The 20,336-nt window shown below is 42.2% G+C and carries 18 protein-coding genes; 11 read left to right on the forward strand and 7 right to left on the reverse strand.

Going from position 1 to position 20,336, the window contains the following annotated elements; genetic code table 11:
• Positions 1-8: 8 nt before the first annotated feature.
• A complete protein-coding gene (locus ACILP5_RS04130; protein ID WP_395617396.1) occupies positions 9-656 on the forward strand; it encodes a DUF1801 domain-containing protein in 648 nt (215 codons plus the stop codon).
• A gap of 59 nt (positions 657-715) precedes the next feature.
• On the forward strand, positions 716-1,207 hold the full coding sequence (locus ACILP5_RS04135; protein ID WP_395617397.1) for a 2TM domain-containing protein: 492 nt from the start codon (positions 716-718) through the stop codon (positions 1,205-1,207).
• 48 nt (positions 1,208-1,255) lie between these two features.
• On the opposite strand, the gene katG is transcribed toward ACILP5_RS04135, so the two are convergent.
• A complete protein-coding gene (gene katG / locus ACILP5_RS04140) occupies positions 1,256-3,400 on the reverse strand; it encodes a catalase/peroxidase HPI (protein WP_395617413.1) in 2,145 nt (714 codons plus the stop codon).
• Between the two features lie 255 nt (positions 3,401-3,655).
• On the opposite strand from katG, the gene ACILP5_RS04145 reads away from it, so the two are divergent.
• Positions 3,656-4,546: a LysR substrate-binding domain-containing protein gene (locus ACILP5_RS04145; protein WP_395617398.1), complete on the forward strand. Its 891-nt coding sequence runs from the start codon at positions 3,656-3,658 to the stop codon at positions 4,544-4,546.
• Between the two features lie 15 nt (positions 4,547-4,561).
• Here ACILP5_RS04145 and ACILP5_RS04150 read toward each other — a convergent pair whose 3' ends face one another.
• Positions 4,562-5,125: a methyltransferase family protein gene (locus ACILP5_RS04150; protein WP_395617399.1), complete on the reverse strand. Its 564-nt coding sequence runs from the start codon at positions 5,123-5,125 to the stop codon at positions 4,562-4,564.
• Positions 5,126-5,235: 110 nt separating this feature from the next.
• Here ACILP5_RS04150 and ACILP5_RS04155 point away from each other — a divergent pair, with 110 nt between their 5' ends.
• The 6 genes from ACILP5_RS04155 (at position 5,236) to ACILP5_RS04180 (ending at position 11,972) form a co-directional block, all read left to right on the forward strand.
• Entirely contained in the window at positions 5,236-6,153 is a 918-nt protein-coding gene (locus ACILP5_RS04155; RefSeq protein ID WP_395617400.1) for a TolB family protein, read from the forward strand.
• A gap of 33 nt (positions 6,154-6,186) precedes the next feature.
• On the forward strand, positions 6,187-7,587 hold the full coding sequence (locus ACILP5_RS04160; protein ID WP_395617401.1) for a Gfo/Idh/MocA family protein: 1,401 nt from the start codon (positions 6,187-6,189) through the stop codon (positions 7,585-7,587).
• Positions 7,588-7,615: 28 nt separating this feature from the next.
• Positions 7,616-9,247 carry a sulfatase gene (locus ACILP5_RS04165; RefSeq protein WP_395617414.1) on the forward strand — a complete coding sequence of 544 codons (1,632 nt, stop codon included), beginning with the start codon at positions 7,616-7,618 and terminating at the stop codon, positions 9,245-9,247.
• 77 nt (positions 9,248-9,324) lie between these two features.
• A complete protein-coding gene (locus ACILP5_RS04170; RefSeq protein ID WP_395617402.1) occupies positions 9,325-10,548 on the forward strand; it encodes a hypothetical protein in 1,224 nt (407 codons plus the stop codon).
• A 2-nt stretch (positions 10,549-10,550) separates the two neighbouring features.
• Positions 10,551-11,627: a bile acid:sodium symporter family protein gene (locus ACILP5_RS04175; RefSeq protein WP_395617403.1), complete on the forward strand. Its 1,077-nt coding sequence runs from the start codon at positions 10,551-10,553 to the stop codon at positions 11,625-11,627.
• Positions 11,628-11,645: 18 nt separating this feature from the next.
• Positions 11,646-11,972: a DUF6370 family protein gene (locus ACILP5_RS04180; RefSeq protein WP_395617404.1), complete on the forward strand. Its 327-nt coding sequence runs from the start codon at positions 11,646-11,648 to the stop codon at positions 11,970-11,972.
• On the opposite strand, the gene ACILP5_RS04185 is transcribed toward ACILP5_RS04180, so the two are convergent.
• Genes ACILP5_RS04185 through ACILP5_RS04200 form a run of 4 tightly spaced genes read right to left on the reverse strand, consistent with a single transcriptional unit; the run spans position 11,969 to position 17,502 of the window.
• Positions 11,969-13,162 (reverse strand): multidrug effflux MFS transporter, encoded by a 1,194-nt coding sequence (locus ACILP5_RS04185; protein ID WP_395617405.1) that lies wholly within the window; start codon positions 13,160-13,162, stop codon positions 11,969-11,971. The genes ACILP5_RS04180 and ACILP5_RS04185 overlap by 4 nt on opposite strands.
• 45 nt (positions 13,163-13,207) lie before the next feature.
• Positions 13,208-14,596, reverse strand: coding sequence for a TolC family protein (locus ACILP5_RS04190; RefSeq protein ID WP_395617406.1), 1,389 nt, complete (start codon positions 14,594-14,596; stop codon positions 13,208-13,210).
• Positions 14,586-15,884: an HlyD family secretion protein gene (locus tag ACILP5_RS04195; RefSeq protein WP_395617407.1), complete on the reverse strand. Its 1,299-nt coding sequence runs from the start codon at positions 15,882-15,884 to the stop codon at positions 14,586-14,588. Before ACILP5_RS04195 ends, ACILP5_RS04190 begins: the two co-directional genes overlap by 11 nt.
• On the reverse strand, positions 15,871-17,502 hold the full coding sequence (locus ACILP5_RS04200; RefSeq protein WP_395617408.1) for a peptidase domain-containing ABC transporter: 1,632 nt from the start codon (positions 17,500-17,502) through the stop codon (positions 15,871-15,873). Before ACILP5_RS04200 ends, ACILP5_RS04195 begins: the two co-directional genes overlap by 14 nt.
• Positions 17,503-17,638: 136 nt before the next feature.
• Between ACILP5_RS04200 and ACILP5_RS04205 the strand changes: the two genes are divergently transcribed.
• Complete coding sequence (locus ACILP5_RS04205) at positions 17,639-18,313, forward strand: TetR/AcrR family transcriptional regulator (RefSeq protein ID WP_395617409.1); 675 nt, start codon at positions 17,639-17,641, stop codon at positions 18,311-18,313.
• A 24-nt stretch (positions 18,314-18,337) separates the two neighbouring features.
• A complete protein-coding gene (locus ACILP5_RS04210; protein WP_395617410.1) occupies positions 18,338-19,186 on the forward strand; it encodes a ChaN family lipoprotein in 849 nt (282 codons plus the stop codon).
• On the opposite strand, the gene ACILP5_RS04215 is transcribed toward ACILP5_RS04210, so the two are convergent.
• Positions 19,183-20,336 (reverse strand): sialate O-acetylesterase (locus tag ACILP5_RS04215; RefSeq protein WP_395617411.1); only part of this gene is annotated, 1,154 nt, incomplete at its 5' end. The two genes, ACILP5_RS04210 and ACILP5_RS04215, sit on opposite strands and share 4 nt — an antisense overlap.

Genomic DNA, 20,336 nt, shown 5'->3' on the forward strand with positions numbered 1-20,336 from the left:
CTAATCAGATGAAAGACCCTAATGTAGACGAATTCATACAAAGTGCCGACAAGTGGCAAGCGGAGATGGCGTATTTACGCTTCCTCTTACTGGACTGTTTGATGGTCGAAACCTATAAATGGAGAACACCGGTGTATATGGTGGGCAAGAAAAACCTCCTTGCCATCTCTAGTTTAAAAGAGCATTGCGCCTTGAATTTTTTTAATGGAGCATTGCTTCAAGACGAGGAGGGTTTATTAATTAAGCCCGGCGAGCATACGCAATTAGGACGCTGGATGAAGTTTAATTCGGTGGAGCAGATCCAGCAAAATGAGGACCTCATTAAGGCCTACATTTTAGAGGCAATTGAAGTAGAGAAACTGGGTTTGAAAATGGAGAAGCCGTCTGAAATCCCCTATCCGGAAGAATTAGTCACTATTTTCGCCGCGAAACCAGCGATGAAAGCGGCATTTGAAAAATTAACCCGCGGTCGTCAAAGAGCCTACCTCCGCTTTTTCACCGACGGGAAGCAATCCGCAACTCGAATAACGCGCATCGAGAAAAATGAAAAGTACATCCTAAAAGGCATCGGTATTACCGATTGTATTTGTGGTTTAACAAAGCGCAAGCCGAGTTGCGATGGTTCGCACAGAGTTATTGAGAATTTTAAAAGATGACGCAAAGAAGTCATAAGAAAGGCGTTTGTTGCCCCGCTTTTTAACCCCAATTTTGCCCCATGAATTTTGGAGAACAATTAAAGGAAATCCGTACCTCGAAAGGATTAACCCAAAACGAGCTTTCTGACAAGAGCGGTATCGCTCTAAGAACCGTTCAACGCATGGAGCGCAACGAAGGGAAACCGAGCTTGTATTCGATGAATGCGATCGGGGATGCCTTAGGTGTGAATTTGACTTTATTGTATGCTCCGGATGATGAAACCGAAAAACGAAATATCATGGAAAGCACAGACCAACAATTATGGAAGCTTGCCCGTAGGCGTGCCAAATTCAAGCGGAGCCTAGGCTCTTATTCACTTGTTATTTCTTTTCTATGGGTTATCTGGTATTTGACAATGCCAGTTGAAGCCAAAAAGTATTATATTCCGTGGCCTATTTGGCCGATGCTAGGCTGGGGTTTAGGGTTGACGATTCAATACCTGGGGGCCTACCATACTTTTGGTGAATCATTGGAGCAAAGCGAATACGATAAGTTAAAAGCCCAAAAATAAAGCCAGCCACCCTTTCGAGCAGCTGGCTTTAAACTCAACCTAAAAAGACTATTTAAAAGTCACGTCGAAACGATCTAAGTTCATCACCTTCATCCAAGCCGCTACGAAATCCTTCACAAATTTAGTTTGTGAATCCTTCGTTGCATAGACTTCAGCAAGCGCACGTAGCTCTGAGTTCGATCCGAAAATCAAGTCGGCACGCGTTGCAGTCGCAACCACGGCTCCTTTTTCGTTTTTACCTACGTATTCTTCTTTTGCTTCGTCTGTTGGCTTCCAGGTAGTTCCCATCTCCAACAAGTTCACAAAGAAGTCGTTTGTTAACGCGTCTTTTTTCGTTGTAAACACGCCGTGTTTCGAACCGTTATAATTCGTGTTCAACACACGCATACCACCTGTTAACACCGTCATTTCTGGCGCAGTCAAGGTTAATAATTGTGCTTTGTCTACGAAGATTTCTTCTGTCGAAAGTGTGTAACGTGTTTTCGTATAGTTACGGAAACCATCGCCCATCGGCTCTAATAAGCTAACGGAAGCGATATCTGTTTGCTCTTGTGAAGCATCCATACGTCCTGGCGTGAATGGAACGGTTGTTTTCACACCTGCATTCGCTGCTGCTTTTTCTACCGCTGCTGAACCACCTAAGACGATTAAGTCTGCGATAGAGATCTTTTTCTTACCAGATTTGGCATTAAAATCTTTCTGAATTTTTTCATAAACAGCTAACACTTTCTCTAATTGCTTCGGATTGTTTACTTCCCAATTACGTTGTGGCATCAAGCGAATACGCGCTCCATTTGCACCACCACGGCGATCTGAGTGACGGTAGGTTGAAGCCGAAGCCCAAGCCGTCGAAACTAATTCGCTGATCGATAAACCAGAGTTTAAAATGGTCGTTTTCAAAGCCGCCACGTCTTGCGCGTTCACTACTTCGTGATTCACCGCAGGAATTGGATCTTGCCAAAGCAATTGCTCCTTCGGAACCTCTGGCCCTAAATACGTTGAGCTAGGACCCATGTCGCGGTGCGTTAATTTGAACCAAGCTTTCGCAAAAGCCTTCGCATACAATTCTGGATTATCTAAGAAACTACGTGAGATTTTCTCGTAAACTGGATCAGCGCGTAAAGCGATATCCGTTGTCAACATCGTAGGCTTGTGGAAAACGTTTTTGTCAAACGCATCCGGGATGATGTTCGCGCTATTCTTCGCGATCCACTGATTAGCACCCGCTGGGCTTTTCTCTAACGTCCACTCGTTGTTGAATAATAAGTGTAGGTATCCGATACCCCATTGCGTAGGTGTCGATGTCCAAGTCACCTCTAAACCCGACGTGATCGCATCTTTTCCTTTACCTGATTTGTACGTGCTTTCCCAGCCCATTCCTTGCTTTTCAATGCCTGCTGCTTCTGGGTCTGCACCTACGTTTGTTGCAGGTCCTGCACCGTGTGTTTTACCAAAGGTGTGACCACCCGCGATCAACGCAACCGTTTCCTCATCGTTCATCGCCATGCGACCAAACGTCTCACGGATATCTTTTGCCGAAGCTATTGGATCTGGAACGCCATTGGGTCCTTCTGGATTTACATAAATTAAGCCCATTTGAACCGCAGCTAAGGGAGACTCTAATTTGCGATCTCCTGAATAGCGATTCTTATCGTCTAACCATTTCTTCTCTGATCCCCAATACACGTTTTCTTCTGGTTCCCAAACGTCCGTACGGCCACCCGCAAAACCAAAGGTCTTAAAGCCCATTTGCTCTAGGGATACGTTTCCTGTCAAGACCATTAAGTCAGCCCAAGAAATTTTATCGCCATACTTTTGCTTGATCGGCCATAACAAACGACGCGCCTTATCTAGGTTCGTATTATCTGGCCAAGAGTTCAAAGGAGAGAAACGTTGCTGACCAGCTCTTGCACCCCCACGTCCATCACCTGAACGATACGTACCTGCGCTATGCCATGCCATACGAATAAAAAGTGGGCCATAATTGCCAAAGTCAGCCGGCCACCAATCTTGTGATTTCGTTAATACGGCAGCGATGTCTTTTTTCAATGCGAAATAGTCAAGGCTCTTAAATGCTTTGATGTAGTTGAAGTCAGGTCCCATCGGGTTTGACTTCTCAGAGTTTTGACGTAGCATACCTACGTTCAATTGGCTAGGCCACCAATCTTTGTTGGTAGTTCCCGATGCTTTCATGCCCGTGTGCGGGTTGATGCCAGCGTGTGGATTTACGCCTGCTGCTGCATGTGGGTTAGCGCCATGCGGATTAGCTCCTGCCGCTGCTGGCTTAGCTGAATAATCCTGTGCTTGAGCAGCAAATGAAGCTGCAATCGCACTGATTAATAGTAGTTTTTTCATGATTCTTGATTTTTAGTGGGATGAAATTAGTGGTAAAAAATTTATAGAGAAAACTGAAATTTTCTATATTTGACATAGATAAAATCTATAATCGTGAATATACAGCAATTAGAATACATATTAGCGGTTGACCAATTGAAAAGCTTCTCTAAAGCAGCTGATTATTGTCATGTTACACAGGCAACGCTCAGTGCTATGGTGAAAAAGCTGGAGGAACAGCTGGATATCGTGATTTTCGATCGCAAGGCGAATCCGATTGCGACGACGGAAAACGGAAGGGAAATACTGATACAAGCCCAACAGGTGGTATCCCACGCACAGGCGCTCTTAGATTCGTCTAAATCCATCAATCGTAAAATAGAAGGGAAGCTGAAACTAGGTGTGATCCCTACGATAGCGAGTTCGTTGATGTCTATTATTTTAAAGCCTTTAATGGAAAAGTACCCGGCTTTGATTTTTGAAATTCACGAGCAAACTACCTCCCAATTGATGAAAAGTTTGCAGGATGGAAAGCTAGATCTGGGGATATTGAGCACACCCATCGCCATCTCTGACTTGGAAACCGAATTACTTTATAAGGAGGAATTAGTCTTGTACGGGCACTTTGGCAGAAAGGAAATTAAAAAAACAGAGTTAAATGAGCAGCGCCTATTTTTATTACAGGATGGGCATTGTCTCCGGGATCAAATCATTCAGCTCTGTGAATTGAAAAAGAATAAATTTCTACCGAGTAATCTCCGCTTTGAGTCGAATACTTTTGATACCCTATTGAATTTAGTGGACGATTTTCAAGGCATGACTTTTCTGCCCAAACTCTATTCTGCTCAATTATCCGAAGCGCGACAAAAGCGCCTTATTCCCTTAGAAGAAGGTCGCCTAGAAAGGGAAATAAGCCTTTGTTATTACCGGCCTTATGCGAAATGGAATGTAATCAAGCGGCTAAATGCGGATATTCAGGATTTAGTAAAACAGCATTTGAGCTAAAAAAAGTTCTAAGAATTAATAAATAAAGGGGATAAGCGCCTTCACACGTTTTTGATAGGAAGTATAAGTTGTGCCAAAAACCGCCACTAACTTTCGCTCCTCCAGTCGGTAGCCCACTAGGATATAGACGTAAGAAATGAGTAGAACGAGCCCCATTTTTTGGGTGGGGATAAGTAAAAATAGGCCTAGAATCAAGATGATTGTGGCGAAATAGAGTGGATGACGAACGTAGTGGTACATCCCTGTTTGGACTAATTCTGGTTTCCCTTCTGCCTTAATTCCGAGAAATTCAGCACCGTCAAAAGCCTGAAAAGCGAGGAATAAAAATACGAGACCGATAGCCGTTACGCTAATTCCCGCCACGAGGTTTCCGACGAATAAATAGGCATCTGGAGAAAGCACGCTTTGAATCAATAAGGGGATCAATCCGGCTAAAGCAATCAAGTTATAAAGTAGTCGGTAATAGCTAAAAAGGAAGGGCGATTTCCGCTGAATGAGGGTTTTAGCCGTCGTGGAGGCTAAAAAGCTATGGATAAAAAAATAGAGCACCCAAGCTATTCCAAGAATCGTAATTTCCATTTTGAAAATGATTAGACACAAATCTAAACTATAATGGACATAATTATCCTTTTTATCAGGATATGAAATGTTAAAACTATTTCTAACTTATGTTTCTAAACCGATGAAACATGAAAAAAATAGCACTCCTTTTGCTGGGCTTCAGCTTTTCCTTGTCTGCGCAGATTCCTGCTGGGAAAAAGGTAATCACCTCCCTTTATATTTATGATTTAGCTTCCGGTAAGTCTGATTTAATCCTAACGGAGAAGCGACATTTTGAAGCACCTAACTGGTCTCGTGATGGAAAGTTTTTACTCATTAATGCGTATGGAAAACTCGAAAAAATCAGTCCCCAAGGCGAGAAATTAGGCGAGTTAAACACGGGTTCCGTCGCTAAGGCGAATAATGATCATGGGTACAGTTTTGATGGGAAAACCTTGTTTATTTCTAGTGGAAAGCCTGAGATTAAAGGAGGGTCGTCCTTCATTTACAAAGTTTCAGCGGATGGGGGAGAACCTGTTCAGCTAACTCCTTTGACACCTTCGTATTGGCATGGAGTGTCACCTGACATGAAAATGATGGTTTATTGTGCCGTTAGAAATGGGAATTTTGATATTTATGCGATGCCTACAAATGGCGGTGAAGAAATTCGCTTGACCACGGAAGAGAGTTTGGATGATGGCCCAGAATATTCTCCAGACGGGAAATACATTTATATCAATTCATATCGTTCGGGCATGATGCAGATTTGGCGGATGAAGGCAGATGGATCTGATCCTGAGCAGATGACTTTCGATGCGCATTCGAATTGGTTTGCACACATCGCACCCAATAATAAAGTGGCCACTATTATTTCGTATCTGGAGGACCAAAAGCAGGGGCACCCTTTTGGCCGCCAAGTTAAATTGCGCTTGCTCGACTTAAAAACGAAAAAAGTGAAAGATTTAACCGAGGCTTTTTATGGTGGGCAGGGTACAATCAATGTGCCCTCTTGGAGTCCAGACGGCAAGAAATTCGCCTATGTACGGTATGCTTTGGAAGATTTGTAAAAAGGAAGTAAATTCACAAAAAACCTATTGGATATGAACAAAGATAGTCAAGCTTCTAGACGGAAGTTCTTACAACAAATTGGGGCAACTAGCCTCGTGGCAGCCTCTTCGCCCTTCGCCTCTTTAGGCGCTCAACAAAAAGCAGAGGAACGCATTTTAACCTATGAAAAACGCATCTCGGTGGGCGAAAAAATTCGCTTAGGAGTGATTGGTTTTGGGGTGCAAGGGCACTTTGACTTGGCTTCAGCGCTGAAAGTGCCTGGCGTAGAATTAGCCGGAATCTGTGATTTATACACGGGCCGCATCGAAAATGCAAAAGAATTATACGGGAAGGATTTATATACGACACGTAATTACAAAGAATTATTAGACCGTTCGGATATTGACGCGGTGATTATCGCAACACATGATGTGTGGCACTCGCGAATTACGATAGACGCTTTGGCAAAAGGCAAACACGTCTACATCGAAAAACCAATGGTCTATAAAATAGACGAAGGCCCTAAGGTGATTGCAGCCCAAAAGAAATACGGCAAAGTCCTACAAGTAGGATCTCAGCGTGTGAGCAGCATCGGTTTAGCGAAAGCGAAAGAGATGTTAGCGGCAGGTGAAATCGGAAAACTAAATATGGTGAATGCGGTATATGATCGCCAAAGCTCCATCGGTGCTTGGCAATATACCATCCCTAAGGACGCAGATGCATCTACTTGTGATTGGAATCGATTCATAGAGGCAACAGCTAAAATGGAATTTGATGCGAAGAAATTCTTCTGGTGGCGTGCCTTTAAAGAAGTGGGAACGGGTGTAGCGGGGGATTTATTCATCCACTTGTTATCAGGCACCCACTTTATGACAAACTCCAATGGACCAGAGACGATTTTCTCAACAGGTCAATTCAGCCACTGGAACGATGGACGTAATTTACCAGACGTGATGTCAGGCGTGATGCAATACGGTAATACAGCGCAGCATCCTGCTTTCCAGTTAACCTTACAAGTAAACTTTGTCAGCGGAACAGGCGGACAAGAAGTGATTCGTTTGATCGGTTCGGAAGGGGTAATGGATGTGAAAGGAAACACGATTTCAGTGAAGCATAGCATCATGCCGGAAGCTCCTGGCTTCGGTGGATATGATTCAGTATTTACCCTTCCTAAAAGTATGCAGGAAGAAATGACGCGTGATTACAACGCGAAATGGACAGAAGCACAACGCGCACGCCCAATCAAGGAAGATGTTGTATTTAAAGCACCTGCGGGATATAGCGAGCACGTAGATCACTTTACAAACTTCTTTGACGCGATTCGCAACGGGACTACGGTTGTGGAAGATGCGACTTTTGGCTTTAGAGCTGCTGCGCCTGCATTAGCTTGTAACGAAAGTTATTTCAGCAAGAAAATTATTCAGTGGGATCCAGTGAATATGAAATTGAAGTAAGATGAAGAGAATGCTTGTTTGGGTTTTTATGGGGTTACTTAGTCACGCAGTTTTAGGACAAAAGGCTACTCATAAGCGCCCAAACATCATTTTCATCATGTCAGATGACCATGCTTATCAGGCCATTTCAGCGTATGATAAGCGCTTGCTTTCTACCCCTAACATTGACCGCATTGCGAAGTCGGGCATTCTGTTTACGAATGCGAGCGTAACAAATTCTATTTGTGCACCGAGCCGCGCGACCATCTTGACAGGGAAACATTCACACCTAAATGGGAAAGTGGATAACCATTTCCCATTTGACACGGCTAACACTACTTTTCCGCAAATTTTACAATCGAATGGCTACCAGACGGCGATGTTTGGCAAGCTGCATTTTGGAAATACACCGAAGGGTTTCGATCAATTTAAGATTCTTCCTGATCAGGGGAATTATTATAACCCTGATTTTATTACTAAAAAGGAAGGCAATATCAAGGTCACAGGGTATGTGACTGATATTATCACCGATATGACGCTGGATTGGCTACAGAAGGAGCGTTCCTCCGAAAAGCCATTTATGCTTATGTATTTGCATAAAGCGCCGCATCGTCCTTGGTTGATGGCGGAACGGCATTTGGACGAAATGACCCAGAAAACGTTTCCAGAACCGAAGACCCTTTTCGATGATTATGCTGGACGAACTTCGCCAGCTAAGGAGGCAGAGATGAATATCTTAACTAGTATGGGCTGGGCGGGGGATAATAAAATCTATCCTGCGATATTGGACTCATTAAAAATTCCTGAAATGAGATCTGATAAGCAACGATTTAAGGCTGACATGGGTCGCTTAAATCCGAGTCAAAAAGCAAACTTTGATCGGGTATATGACCGGATCAATGCGGAGTTCAAGAAGGCCTATCCCAGCATGACGGATCAAGATAAAATGCGTTGGAAATTTCAACGCTATATGCAAGATTACCTAGGGACACTGCGAGCGGTGGATGAGAACGTGGGTCGGTTATTGGATTATTTGGAAGCTAATAAGCTGATGGAAAATACCATCATCGTGTATACATCCGACCAAGGATTTTACTTAGGGGAACATGGCTGGTTCGATAAACGCTTTGTCTATGACGAGTCCTTTAAAACGCCATTAATGGTCTCATGGCCTGGCCATATTCAGGCAGGCCAGCGTTCGGATGCGTTAGTCCAAAACCTTGATTTTGCCCAAACTTTTCTAGATGCGGCCGGTGTGCCGGCACCTGCGGATATGCAGGGTCAAAGCTTAATTCCTTTGATGACGGGCAAGTCTTGGAAGCGGGATGCCGTTTATTACCATTACTATGAGTATCCAGCGGAGCATATGGTAAATCGCCATTATGCCATTGTAACGAAAAAGTATAAGTTGATTCATTACTATTTTAAGGCAGGGGAGTGGGAGTTAATCGATCGCGAAAAAGACCCTTTGGAGCTTAAAAATGTGTACAATGAACCTGCCTATGCCTCCATTCGTAAAACATTGCATAAAGAATTAGAAGCCCTTCGCGTTAAATACAAAGACAATACCACCATCAGTGACGGCTATGTCGATCGCTTTCTACAGGATGCGGCTTCGGGGAAGGTATATGGTGTGCCTAAAGAAAAGGCCGCTGAAATGAAGGCAAAACGCCAAAAATAACGCCATTCATAGGCGGTATTTGCCGTTGAGTAAAAGTTTGCCCCCACCTATGTTCATTTCCGTAATTTTATCATCATATGGAAAATCAAATCGTTCAAAACATCACAGATCCAGCAGTATTGGAACAATTATACCGTTCTAATCCCGCGATTTTCACGCGTGCTTTTCAATCGGTTTATCCTCAAATTTCGTCTGAAGTAACTGCTAAAATATGGAAGGAGCGCTTAGCGGTTTCCACTACTTCTTGGGGTTCTAAAGGGGATTGGACTTTGCTTGCAATCATCGCAGCCATTGCCGCATTTTTAATGCAATTGCCCGATCTGTTTTCGATATCACATGATCTGTATTTCCCCCGCAATATGTCTTTCATAGTAATACCGGGGATCGGAGCTTATTTTGCTTACAAGCAAGGTGTAGGTATTCGCGATTTAGCCTGGCCTTTATTTATTTTAGTCGCATCCATTGTCTACATTAACCTATTACCAGAGGGAAGCACGACGCTTTTATTGACATGTTTGCATATCCCTATTTTACTATGGTTAGCGGTGGGGTATATTTTTGCTGGGAATGATTCGGTGAAACGGATGGAATTTTTGCGCTACCACGGAGATTTAGTTTTGATGACGGAAGTGATTGGACTTGCGGGCGGATTGTTTACTGGTTTAACGCTAAATTTATTTAAACTGATTGAGATCGATATCGAGGATTATTATTTCCGCTATTTGGTGCTTTCTATCTTACCATCTGTGCCGCTTTTCGCTACTTTTTTAGTCCGTCAAAACGCTAGCCTAGTCAGCAAAATTTCCCCTGTCATCGCGCGCATATTTACGCCCATAGTTACGATTACCCTAGTCTTGTTTTTAGGGGCGGTTATATTCACCGGGAAGGACCCCTACAATGACCGGGAATTCTTGTTAGTGTTTAATGGAATTTTGATCGGTGTGATGGCCTTGATTTTGTTCTCTTTAGGGGAGGCGACGAAAGTAAATGCATCGCGGGTACATCAGTATTTTTTGTTTGCTTTAGCGCTGGTTGCGATCATCGATAATGGCATTGCGCTATCGGCGATCGGATACCGACTTGTGGAATTCGGAATTACGCCTAACCGTTTAGTTGTTCTAGGGAGCAATGCCCTAATTATGGTTCATTTAATGCTGGTTACGAAAAATTTATGGGGGTTTTTAAAGGGCCAAACTACTATCAAAGAAGTGGAAGAAGGAATCACTTCCTATTTGCCTATTTATGCTATTTGGGCTGCCATTGTTAGCTTTTTGTTTCCACTTATATTCCAGTTTAACTAGAGATGAATAAGTCCAAATCACGTATTTTTCAAGTGCTATTAGGGGCCGGAATCGTGGCTGGACTAGCCGCTATAATTTGTGCCGTTTCCGGAATTTCTGGAGCAGCCATTTGCTTGATGGCTTGTTTTGTATTACTTGCCTTGGGCTTTCAAGGCCATCCTATTTTGAAGGGGTTCTCTTACACTCTGTTTATATTTGCCGCCTCCACTTATGCCCTTAATTATCCAGAACATTTAGTGGCTTATCAAGGATTTCCTTTAAAGAAATTGGTCACTCCCTTATTAATAATTACCATGTTTGGAATGGGGATTCACATGAATTTGGGGCGCTTTGTGGAGATCGTTAAATCGCCTAAACCTATTCTTGCTGGAATTTTTTGCCACTATTTAATCATGCCCGGTATTGGTATGGCACTCGCCATGTCGACGGATCTTCCACCTGAAATTGCTGCCGGAATTATTCTAGTGGGCTGTTCTCCTAGTGGAGTGGCTTCTAATGTGATGGCCTATATTTCTGGAGGAAATTTAGCTCTATCCGTGACAGTGACAGCAATATCGACGCTACTAGCCCCTTTAGTCACGCCCTTGTTGATGAAGTTGCTGGCGAATCAATTAGTGCCCATAGACTTTTGGGATATGTTTTGGCACATTATGGAAATCGTAATTTTCCCGGTTATTGCTGGATTAGTGTACAATCGATACGCTTATGGGAAACAGAAATGGTTAGATGAATTATTGCCTATTTTGTCGATGGCGTCCATCATCTTTATTGTCGCCTTGACTGTATCGGCGGGGCATAATACCTTATTGACGATTGGCTGGTTGCTGATTTTAATTGTGTTAGTACATAATTTATTAGGCTACTTTTTTGGCTATAAGATTAGCAAATGGATGGGGATTAATGAGCAAGACTCTCGGACTATTGCCTTTGAGGTAGGTTTGCAAAATGCGGGTTTAGCGACTGGGATAGCTGCGAAAATGGGTTATATAGCCACGATGGGCTTAGTGCCTGGTATTTTTGGATCAATGCAAAATATTACCGCTTCGATTATAGCGAATTGGTGGGGTAGAAATAAATAGTTTAAACGGATAATTGATATGAAAATGTTAGCATTCTTCTTTGTTTTGGCCTCATTTTTAGCCTCAGCCCAAACGAAACCAGCCGGGAAGTTAGACCCCGCAAAACCTGTATTAGTGCTAGATGCTTCTTGCGGGACGTGTAATTTTGGGATGCCTGGTAAAGAATGTTTCCTAGCGGTTAAATACGAAGGCAAAGTTCATGCGGTAGAAGGCACGGGATTAGATGATCACGGAGATGCGCATGAAGACAAGGGATTTTGCATGGCGGTGCGCAAGGCCAAAGTCCAGGGCAGCTTGAAAGGCGATAAATTCGTCGTAACGTATTTCGAGCTTTTAAAGCCTTAAGTCACAATATATTTCCGACCGATTCCGAATAAAATGGTGTTCGCTATTACCGCACATCCTACGATGATGATGGCCATCGTGAACGGGGTTCCATCGAATAAAAGCCCTACTAAGGTCGCGCAGACTGCGCCCCAAGCCATTTGGATAGAGCCTAGCATCGCTGAGGCAGTCCCAGCCCCTCTGTGAAATGGACGTAAAGCTAGTGTGGCTACGTTAGGAAAATTAAAGCCTTGGCAGCCCATAATCAGGAAGAGCAAGGCGATGTTTAATTCCATTGTAAGCAGCTCAAACTTCGCTAAAATGGACAATAAAACCCCTAAGAGTAACTGCGTGGGTAAAGTAACTTTCAAAATTTGTAAGCTCGAATACTTTCTTAAAACCACTCGGTTTAATTGACTCGCAGAGATAATTCCGGAGGCCACAATCGCAAAAATGAATCCGAATTTCGACTCATTCACCCCGTAATAAGTCAAAAAGGTCAATGGTGCTCCACCTACATAAGTGAAAATACTACCTGCCCCTATGGCACCTGTGAAAGCAAAAACTAAATATTCTTTTTCTTTGAACAAGGCTTTATAAGCCTTGACCACTGTGTTAACGCGAAAGGGTCCGCCTTGTTCCCGATTTGTCTTTTCCGGCAACCAAGATTTGATCAAGAAAATGATAACGGTCAGGATGAAAGCTAAGACTAAAAAGATGGCTTTCCAGCTTGCAATCGTTAACAATAAGCTACCTAAGGAAGGCGCTAAAATAGGAGAGACGCCGAGGATTAAAATCATCAAAGACATGACTTTCGGTCTTTCTTTTTCTTCGAATGTTTCTCGAATGACCGCATTAGGGGCCACCATTCCGACGCTACCTCCTAGTGCTTGAAATAAACGACAAACGATTAACATTTCGACTGAAGTCGAGAAGGCACAAGCAATCGAACTGAGTACATAGAGGGATAAACCTATGTAGAGTACATTTTTCCGCCCGAAATGATCTAGCAGTGGGCCACTCATTAATTGGCCTAAACAAATCCCGAAAAAGAAGCTGGAAAGCGTGTAACCCATCTCCTCTTGTGAGCATTGTAAAACCGCAGCGATATTTTTAAAAGCGGGTAAATACATGTCGATGGACAAAGGTCCAATCGCAGACAAGATTCCAAGAATTAAGATAATTTTCGTGCGGTTCGCAGAAGTAGGCATTATGGAGGGGTATTTTTAGAAGACGCAAAGGTACGCCCAATATTCCTAAATTAATACCCCTGCGCTTGCTTGTAAAGCATAGATTGTCTTAAACAGGTAGGCTTTTAGCTCAGTTAACTTTTCAGCTGCCTCCATCGCTTTGGTTTCCCGACTGTTAATTAAAAACAAAGAAGATTCTCCTTGTTCGAACCGGTTTTCTTCCGCTTTTACCAAGGCTTGGTAGTTTAAGACGGCTTTCTGTTGTGTGTCAATTTGTTTTTTTAGGGCCTCTACTTCGTTATAATAGGAGCTTACTTTTACTTGAATCTGTTGTCTTTTTTGGGCTAGATTAAGCGACTCTTCTTGAATTTTGAGTTTAGCTAATTGATAATCAGCTCTCCCCTGAGACAAGCGAAGTGGCATGGCAAACTTGATACCGTATTGATAATTATTATCAAATAGGGGCCGCACTTCCACATTCGGGGTAAGGCCCCTAGATAAGGCATTGTAGGTCACATCTAGTTTGGGCAACAAGCTTTGGAACTTTAACTTTCTCTCCACTTGCAGACCTTCAATCTTAAACTGATACGCACTTAAATCCGGGTGATTTGCATAGGCCTTTTCTAAAAGAGAATTCAGGTCTAAATCAAAGTCCGCCAACCAGGCAAACTCATTCACCACCTCTGCAGGTTGCACTTCTGGAGATAACTCCTGTGGGGTATTATTCTCTTGCCATAAATAAACAGATAAGGAGAGGCGAGAATTCTCGCGTTCTACCCATCTAGCTTGGTATAGATTATCAAAATATTGTAGCTGAGTAATGGCTTCTACCGTATCTATAGCTGGTCTTTCTCCCAGCTCCACGCTTTGTTTCACGAAGGAAACACGGGCTGTAGCGATTTGTAAATTTTGATCAACAATTTTTAAAACGCGCACACTTTTTACCCAATTCCAGTAGGAAGCCATGGCTTCTGAAAACAGGGCATTTAGCATACTTCTCTGCTCTTGAAGGGCCATCTTATTCATCAGCTTTGCTTGCTGTAGGCTGGCCCGGCGCTGGTCCATAATTAAGTTCTTCGCTAACGGAACAGTAATTCCGATGTAGCTAGTTTCACCTAAAGTTTCATTCGAATTCAGGCGCGTTCCTTGTAAATTTTCCATTCCAGAACGCAGTTCAATACCATACCAGGTAGGAATGCTGAGCTCTGGTGCGTGGGAGTTATAATAATTTTTCCCGTCAAATGTTTTCTGAGTGCTGTAATGGCTTAGAATTGGATCAAAGCCTCCTCTAGCCTGTAGGATTTGTGCCTCTGATTTCTGCACACCTATGCCAGCCTGCTTCGCAATAGGGTGGTAAGTTTGTACGATTTTCAAAAACGCTTCAGGATATAAAACCGGCGTTTGGGCGAAGCTGGCAATGCTTATAAACAAGAAAGCAATCAGACTATTTTTCATCCTTTTTTACCGTGTAAAAATCAGCAGGGAAACCGTTAATATTTCGCCATAGTTCGTACCAAAGTGGTACATCATTTAACAAGGTAATTCCTTGAGCACCCGCTCCCATTTTGATTTGCTTAGGCCATTTTTTGTCTTTCGGATCCTCCACAACAATCACGCGGAACATCCCCTTATCATCAATGTTATTTTCTACTGCTCGGATCTTACCAGGGAATGTTCCAAAACTCTGATCTGGCCATCCTCCAGCAAAAATAATCGCCGGGAAACCATCAAAAATGAATCGAACGTTTTGTCCAGGAACCACAAGTGGCAAATCTACAGGTCTTACATACATTTCCACGGCGTAGTCCGTATTTTTCGGAACGATGGTTAACAACTCTTCACCATCTTTAAGAAGTTCTCCAATACCCGCTTTTTTCGCGTTGATAATCTGACCATTTTGAGGGGCTAAGATATAGTACATCCCGTCTCGAATGGTATAAGAAGCTACTTGATTTTCTAATTTAGCGACATCCCCTTTTCCAGTCTCAATCATCCCCAAGCTTTGGAATTTTTCTCCCTCCGCTTTGTTTATTTTTTCGCTGTATTCTTGATCCACACCCCGTAATTCAATTTTCGTATTTTGAATTTCTTGCAGTGTTTGATTTACCTTATTTTCTGAAATGGTTTTTTTCGCTAACGAGTTTTGCATAGACGCATTTCTTTGTTGGAATTGTGTCTGCGAAATCAAACCCTTTTTGAACATTTCTTGGTTTCGTTCAAACTGGTCTTTTACTAAGTTATACTCATTAGAAGCCGCTTCCAGTTCAGATTTTTCACCCGTTAACTTTTGCTGTAATTGGGTTATCTTGTTTGTTAATTGGTCTTGTTTTAGGGTCCTCGAAGTTCGCAAATTGTTTATTTGATCCTCTGTTGCTTGTACTTTTTGTTCATAAAAAGTAACAGTCCCCTTTTTTGCATTTACCTGTTCTTGTGTTCTAAGAATTAACTTAGGGTCTAAATACTCCGCCTTGATCTCGGATATTTTAGCCAGTGTATCCCCTTGTTGAACGAAATCACCCTCCTTTACCCACCAGCGATTAATTTTACCAGCGATAGGGCTATAAATTTTTTGAGGTTTTTGTTCTTGGAAAAGACTCGTAATCTGTCCTTTCGAACGGATATTTTGCGTCCAAGGAAGGAAAAGTATACCTATAATAATTAGGCCTAATCCGATTAACCAAGGTCTCGTAGCTGGCCCTTTCCCGCGCAGGTAAATCTGATTAAATGACTTAAACTTTTCCATGATCGAAGACCAATTTTTTATTGAATCCTAAAGACTCGTTAGTAGAAATGATAACAGTTACGTCTGATTTTTTCAATAAATAATCACGCAAATTCTCAGCTAATGGTGCACTCAATCCATTCCAAGGATTTTCTAACAAAAGCAAACGTTTATCCCCGCAAAGTGCGCGAAGTATAAGAATCTTTTTAATGATCGTCTGTGGCGTCCTCTTACCCAGTGGCTCGATTTCCGTATCAAAACCTTGCGGGAAATGATTCAGGAAATCAGCGAATCCTAAGTTATTAGCTGTTTCTAAAATGAGAGATGGATTGACATCTTTATTACCTAAGCTAATATTTTCCCAAACTGTACCATCAAATATCTCTTGCGCTTGAAGTAAAATGCCTGTTTGCTTGCGCAGACTATCTAAACTGTAGTTTTTAATAGGGACTTTGTTAATTAATAAAGTTCCTTTAAAGTCAGGGTAGTTACCCGTTAAAATCCGCATGAAGATGGATTTACCCGAACCTCCCGGGCCCGTTATTTGGATTTTATCTCCTGCTTCAATATGTAGATTTAAAGAATCCAATACGGGTTTATCTGTCTCAAATTCAAAACTAAAGTTTTTCATTTCGATTTCTAATCCCGTTTGTGTTTTTAGCTCTAGATCACCGCTGCTGTCTATTGGGCTATCGGTAACGGTGCCTAATTTTTCTAAACCGGTAATGACATCATAGGCACTATCTAAGCTGGTGATTAATTTTTCTACCGCTCCGATCACTAACATAATGACAATTTCTGCCGCAACGAATTCCCCAATGTTTAACTGTTGATTAATTAACAAATAGGATCCTAAGGTGAGCATTAGGGTTGTTAGGGCAATCTTAAAAAAGAGGAGGGATTTGTATTGAAAGAGCAAAACATAAAAGTGATTTGTTCTTGCAGTTAAGTAACCCATCACACTGGAATCAGTTCTTTTTAAATTTAAATCAGAGCCTTGACTAAATTTGAATGTTTTGATAGTGCGGGCAATCTCACCAAAAAATCCAGCTACTTCATATTTATAATTTGATTCCTCGATACTTGTTTCGATTCCCTTTTCAGAAGTATAATACAAAATTACGCCTAATAGAACTAATAAGATTACTCCTAAAATGATGAAAAGAGGGTGATAAAGAGACAAAAGGACGATTCCGAAAATAATTTGAACCGTCGCAACTGGAATATCAAGTAGTAGTTTCGCAAAGCCCTTTTGAATATTAATTGAGTCGAAAAAACGATTCACCTTCTCTGGAATATGGTATTTATCCATTTGCTTTAAATCCAATTGCGGGATTTTATCTGCAAATTCAAAGGCGTAATGCGCGAAAACTTTTTGCTGAATCGATTCGATGATTTTCATCTGATTGATTTGGAATAATCCCATCAGAAAAACCCCTAAAACCACTAGAAAAATCAATACATAAATGGAGGTGACCATGGTAGCGCCCATGACCAATCCTATGATTGTTTGAACGCCTAATGGCATACTTAGATTGACAATACCGCCTAGAATAGAGAATAAATAAATCGATCTTATTTCCTTATCATGATCTTTAATCAGTGATTGGATTCTTTTTAGCGGACTTATTTTTTGCATGTCATCTATTTTTCTGTTGCAAAACTATATATACTTTTTCGATTAATAGTAATACTATTATTAATATGTGTTAAAGTGTATTTTGTGTTGGTAAATCTATTGCTACTTTTGTCACCGTAGTTATCTCCTATTTACAATGGATTATTCACTTAGTTTTAAAGTTAACGAAAAGATTTACTTGCGAGATCCTGAAGGCACAGAACTTGGCAAGAAAATTGTTAAGAACGCAATCGATTTGATTTATCGGTTAGGGTTTGAGCATTTTACGTTCAAAAAACTGGCTAAAGAGATGAATACTACGGAGGCGACCATCTACCGTTATTTTGAGAATAAACACCGGCTTTTACTTTATATCTTGAACTGGTATTGGTCTTATATGGAATATTTAGTGGTGTTTGAGTTGCCTCCCTTAGCAGATTCAAATGCAAAGTTGATTCGCCTGATTGAGCTTTTAACGCATCCCTTGCCGGAGAGTGAAGGACAGACAGATTACAATAAAAACTTTTTGCATCAAATTGTTATTTCAGAAAGCAGTAAGGTCTATTTAGTAAAAGAGGTAAAAGAAATCAATGAAAATGCCGTTTTTAAGCCCTATAAAGACCTTTGCGCCCGTATTTCAGAAATCATACAATCGCATAATCCTAATTATGCTTATCCACATTCTCTCAGTAGTACCTTGATAGAAACAGCGCATTCGCAGCTGTTTTTTAGCCAACACCTGACTAAGTTAACGGATGCGGGTAGAGAGGATAAGACCGCTTTTGTGGAACAGTTTTTGAAGGATTTATTGTTTAAATCTTTGCAGGCTTAGCCTAGATTTTTTTAGCTTTATTGCATGATGAAGCTCCTGATGATTTTCCTTGCCCTTTCGTTTTCCCTTTTAGCTACCGATAAGCCGGCCTATGTTTTGTATAAGGCTCAAGGCAAAAAGGTCACGTTTGCAAAGATGCTCAAGGATCTTAGCACGCAGGATGTGGTCTTGATAGGGGAGTTGCATAATAATCCCATCAGCCATTGGTTAGAATTAGAGATTACGCAGGCCTTAGCGGAAAAGCGGCAGTTGGTTCTAGGGGCTGAGATGTTTGAACGGGATAATCAGGGCGCTTTAACAAACTATTTGCAGGGAAAAATTACGGCGAAGGGCTTGGATTCTTCGGCTCGTCTTTGGAAGAATTACAAAACGGATTATGCACCTTTAGTTCATTTTGCCAAAGAGAAAAACCTGTCTTTCATCGCCACCAATGTGCCTCGAAAATATGCTAGTTTAGTCGCTCGAGGAGGTTTTGAAAGTATAACTAATCTACCTGCAGAAGAAAAAGCATGGATCGCACCACTGCCTATTGCCTATGATGCCAATCTGCCGGGCTACCAAAAAATGCTAACCATGATGGGGGAACACACTTCCCCTAATATGCCCAAAGCGCAAGCTTTGAAAGACGCAACGATGGCTCATTTTATCTTCTCGAATTGGACTCCTGGCTCTCTGTTTATCCATTATAACGGATCCTATCATTCGGAATATTATGAAGGAATTTCCTGGTATTTAAAGCGTTCAAAAGTAGACATCAAGATCGCTACTATCGCCACCGTTTCTCAAAAAGAGATCGATTCCCTTCTCCCAGAGCATCTTTTGAAAGCAGATTATATTATCTGTGTGGAGGACGATATGACGGGGACGTATTAATTATCTGTCCTAAAAGGCGATGCAGGTAAGCCTTCTACGTTGATTAAATTCGCTCCCTCTGGATTATCTGCCCACCCATAGCGAACATACATCGGCTCTGCCACCTCATCGCTCCAAACTACGACTGTATTCCATTCGATGATCGCTTTCGCCCAAACGAATTTCTTGTCTTTCCCGGCTATGGCGAATTGCATTAACTCGTCTTCGTCTGTCTTGTTGATGGACAGTCCACTTCCCGTTTCGCGGAATCGAATGCGAATTCGATTGCCTTCGATGGCATTAGATTCATAGATGGGTCCAGAAGAAACCAGGTTTTCGCCGTAGGCTATTTTTCTCGCGGCCAGCGCCAGTCTTTCGCCGATCGGTTTCTTCGTCAAGGGATGAATGTCATTCCATTCGCCTAGATCTAAAGTCACGGCCATTCCGCTTCGAGGAATGCTCAGGCTCTTTAACTGACCCTCCCGCAAGACCGCCATATTACTTTCCGAAGGAAGGAAATTACGGTCCTGAAAACCGGGTAATTGCACGTATAAAAAAGGCAACTCTGGCTGCTTGAACTGCGTTCGCCAATCTTTTGCTAGTGCCGGCATAAGCTGCTCATACACCTGCGGCTTTCCTAAGTTCGATTCACCTTGGTACCAAACAAATCCCTTCAAAGAATAAGCAGTAAAAGGAGCAATCATCGCGTTGTACAAGGCGCTAGGGGTGTAGGCGGAAGGCGCGGGTTTCTCTGTCACCGGAGGGAACACTTCGCCCACTTTGTATTCCCAATCTCCCTGTAGATCGATGCTTCGATCACCTACCAGCATTTCATATCTTTTATCAGGAACAAAGCCCCCTTTGCCAGCGGTATTCGTCACCCGAATGACAACTAGATTTTTGCCGGCTTTTAATAGTCCATTCTTAACGGTGTATCTGCGGGGTGGATATTGATAGGTCACATTTCCTACTTGCTCGCCATTCACAAACACTTGATCCGCATCTACGATGCGGCCCATAAATAGTTTAGCAGGCATCCCTGCAAGAGAGGCTGGAATCTGAATTTCCCGTCTAAACCAAACTACCCCATTCAGATCTCGTAAGCCTTGGTCTTCCCAAAAACCAGGAATAGCAAAACGCTTCCATCCTTTAGGTTGATAAGTTGGATTTG

The sequence above is a fragment of the Aquirufa sp. genome (assembly GCF_044239315.1).
In the GTDB taxonomy this organism is placed as follows: Bacteria; Bacteroidota; Bacteroidia; order Cytophagales; family Spirosomataceae; genus Aquirufa.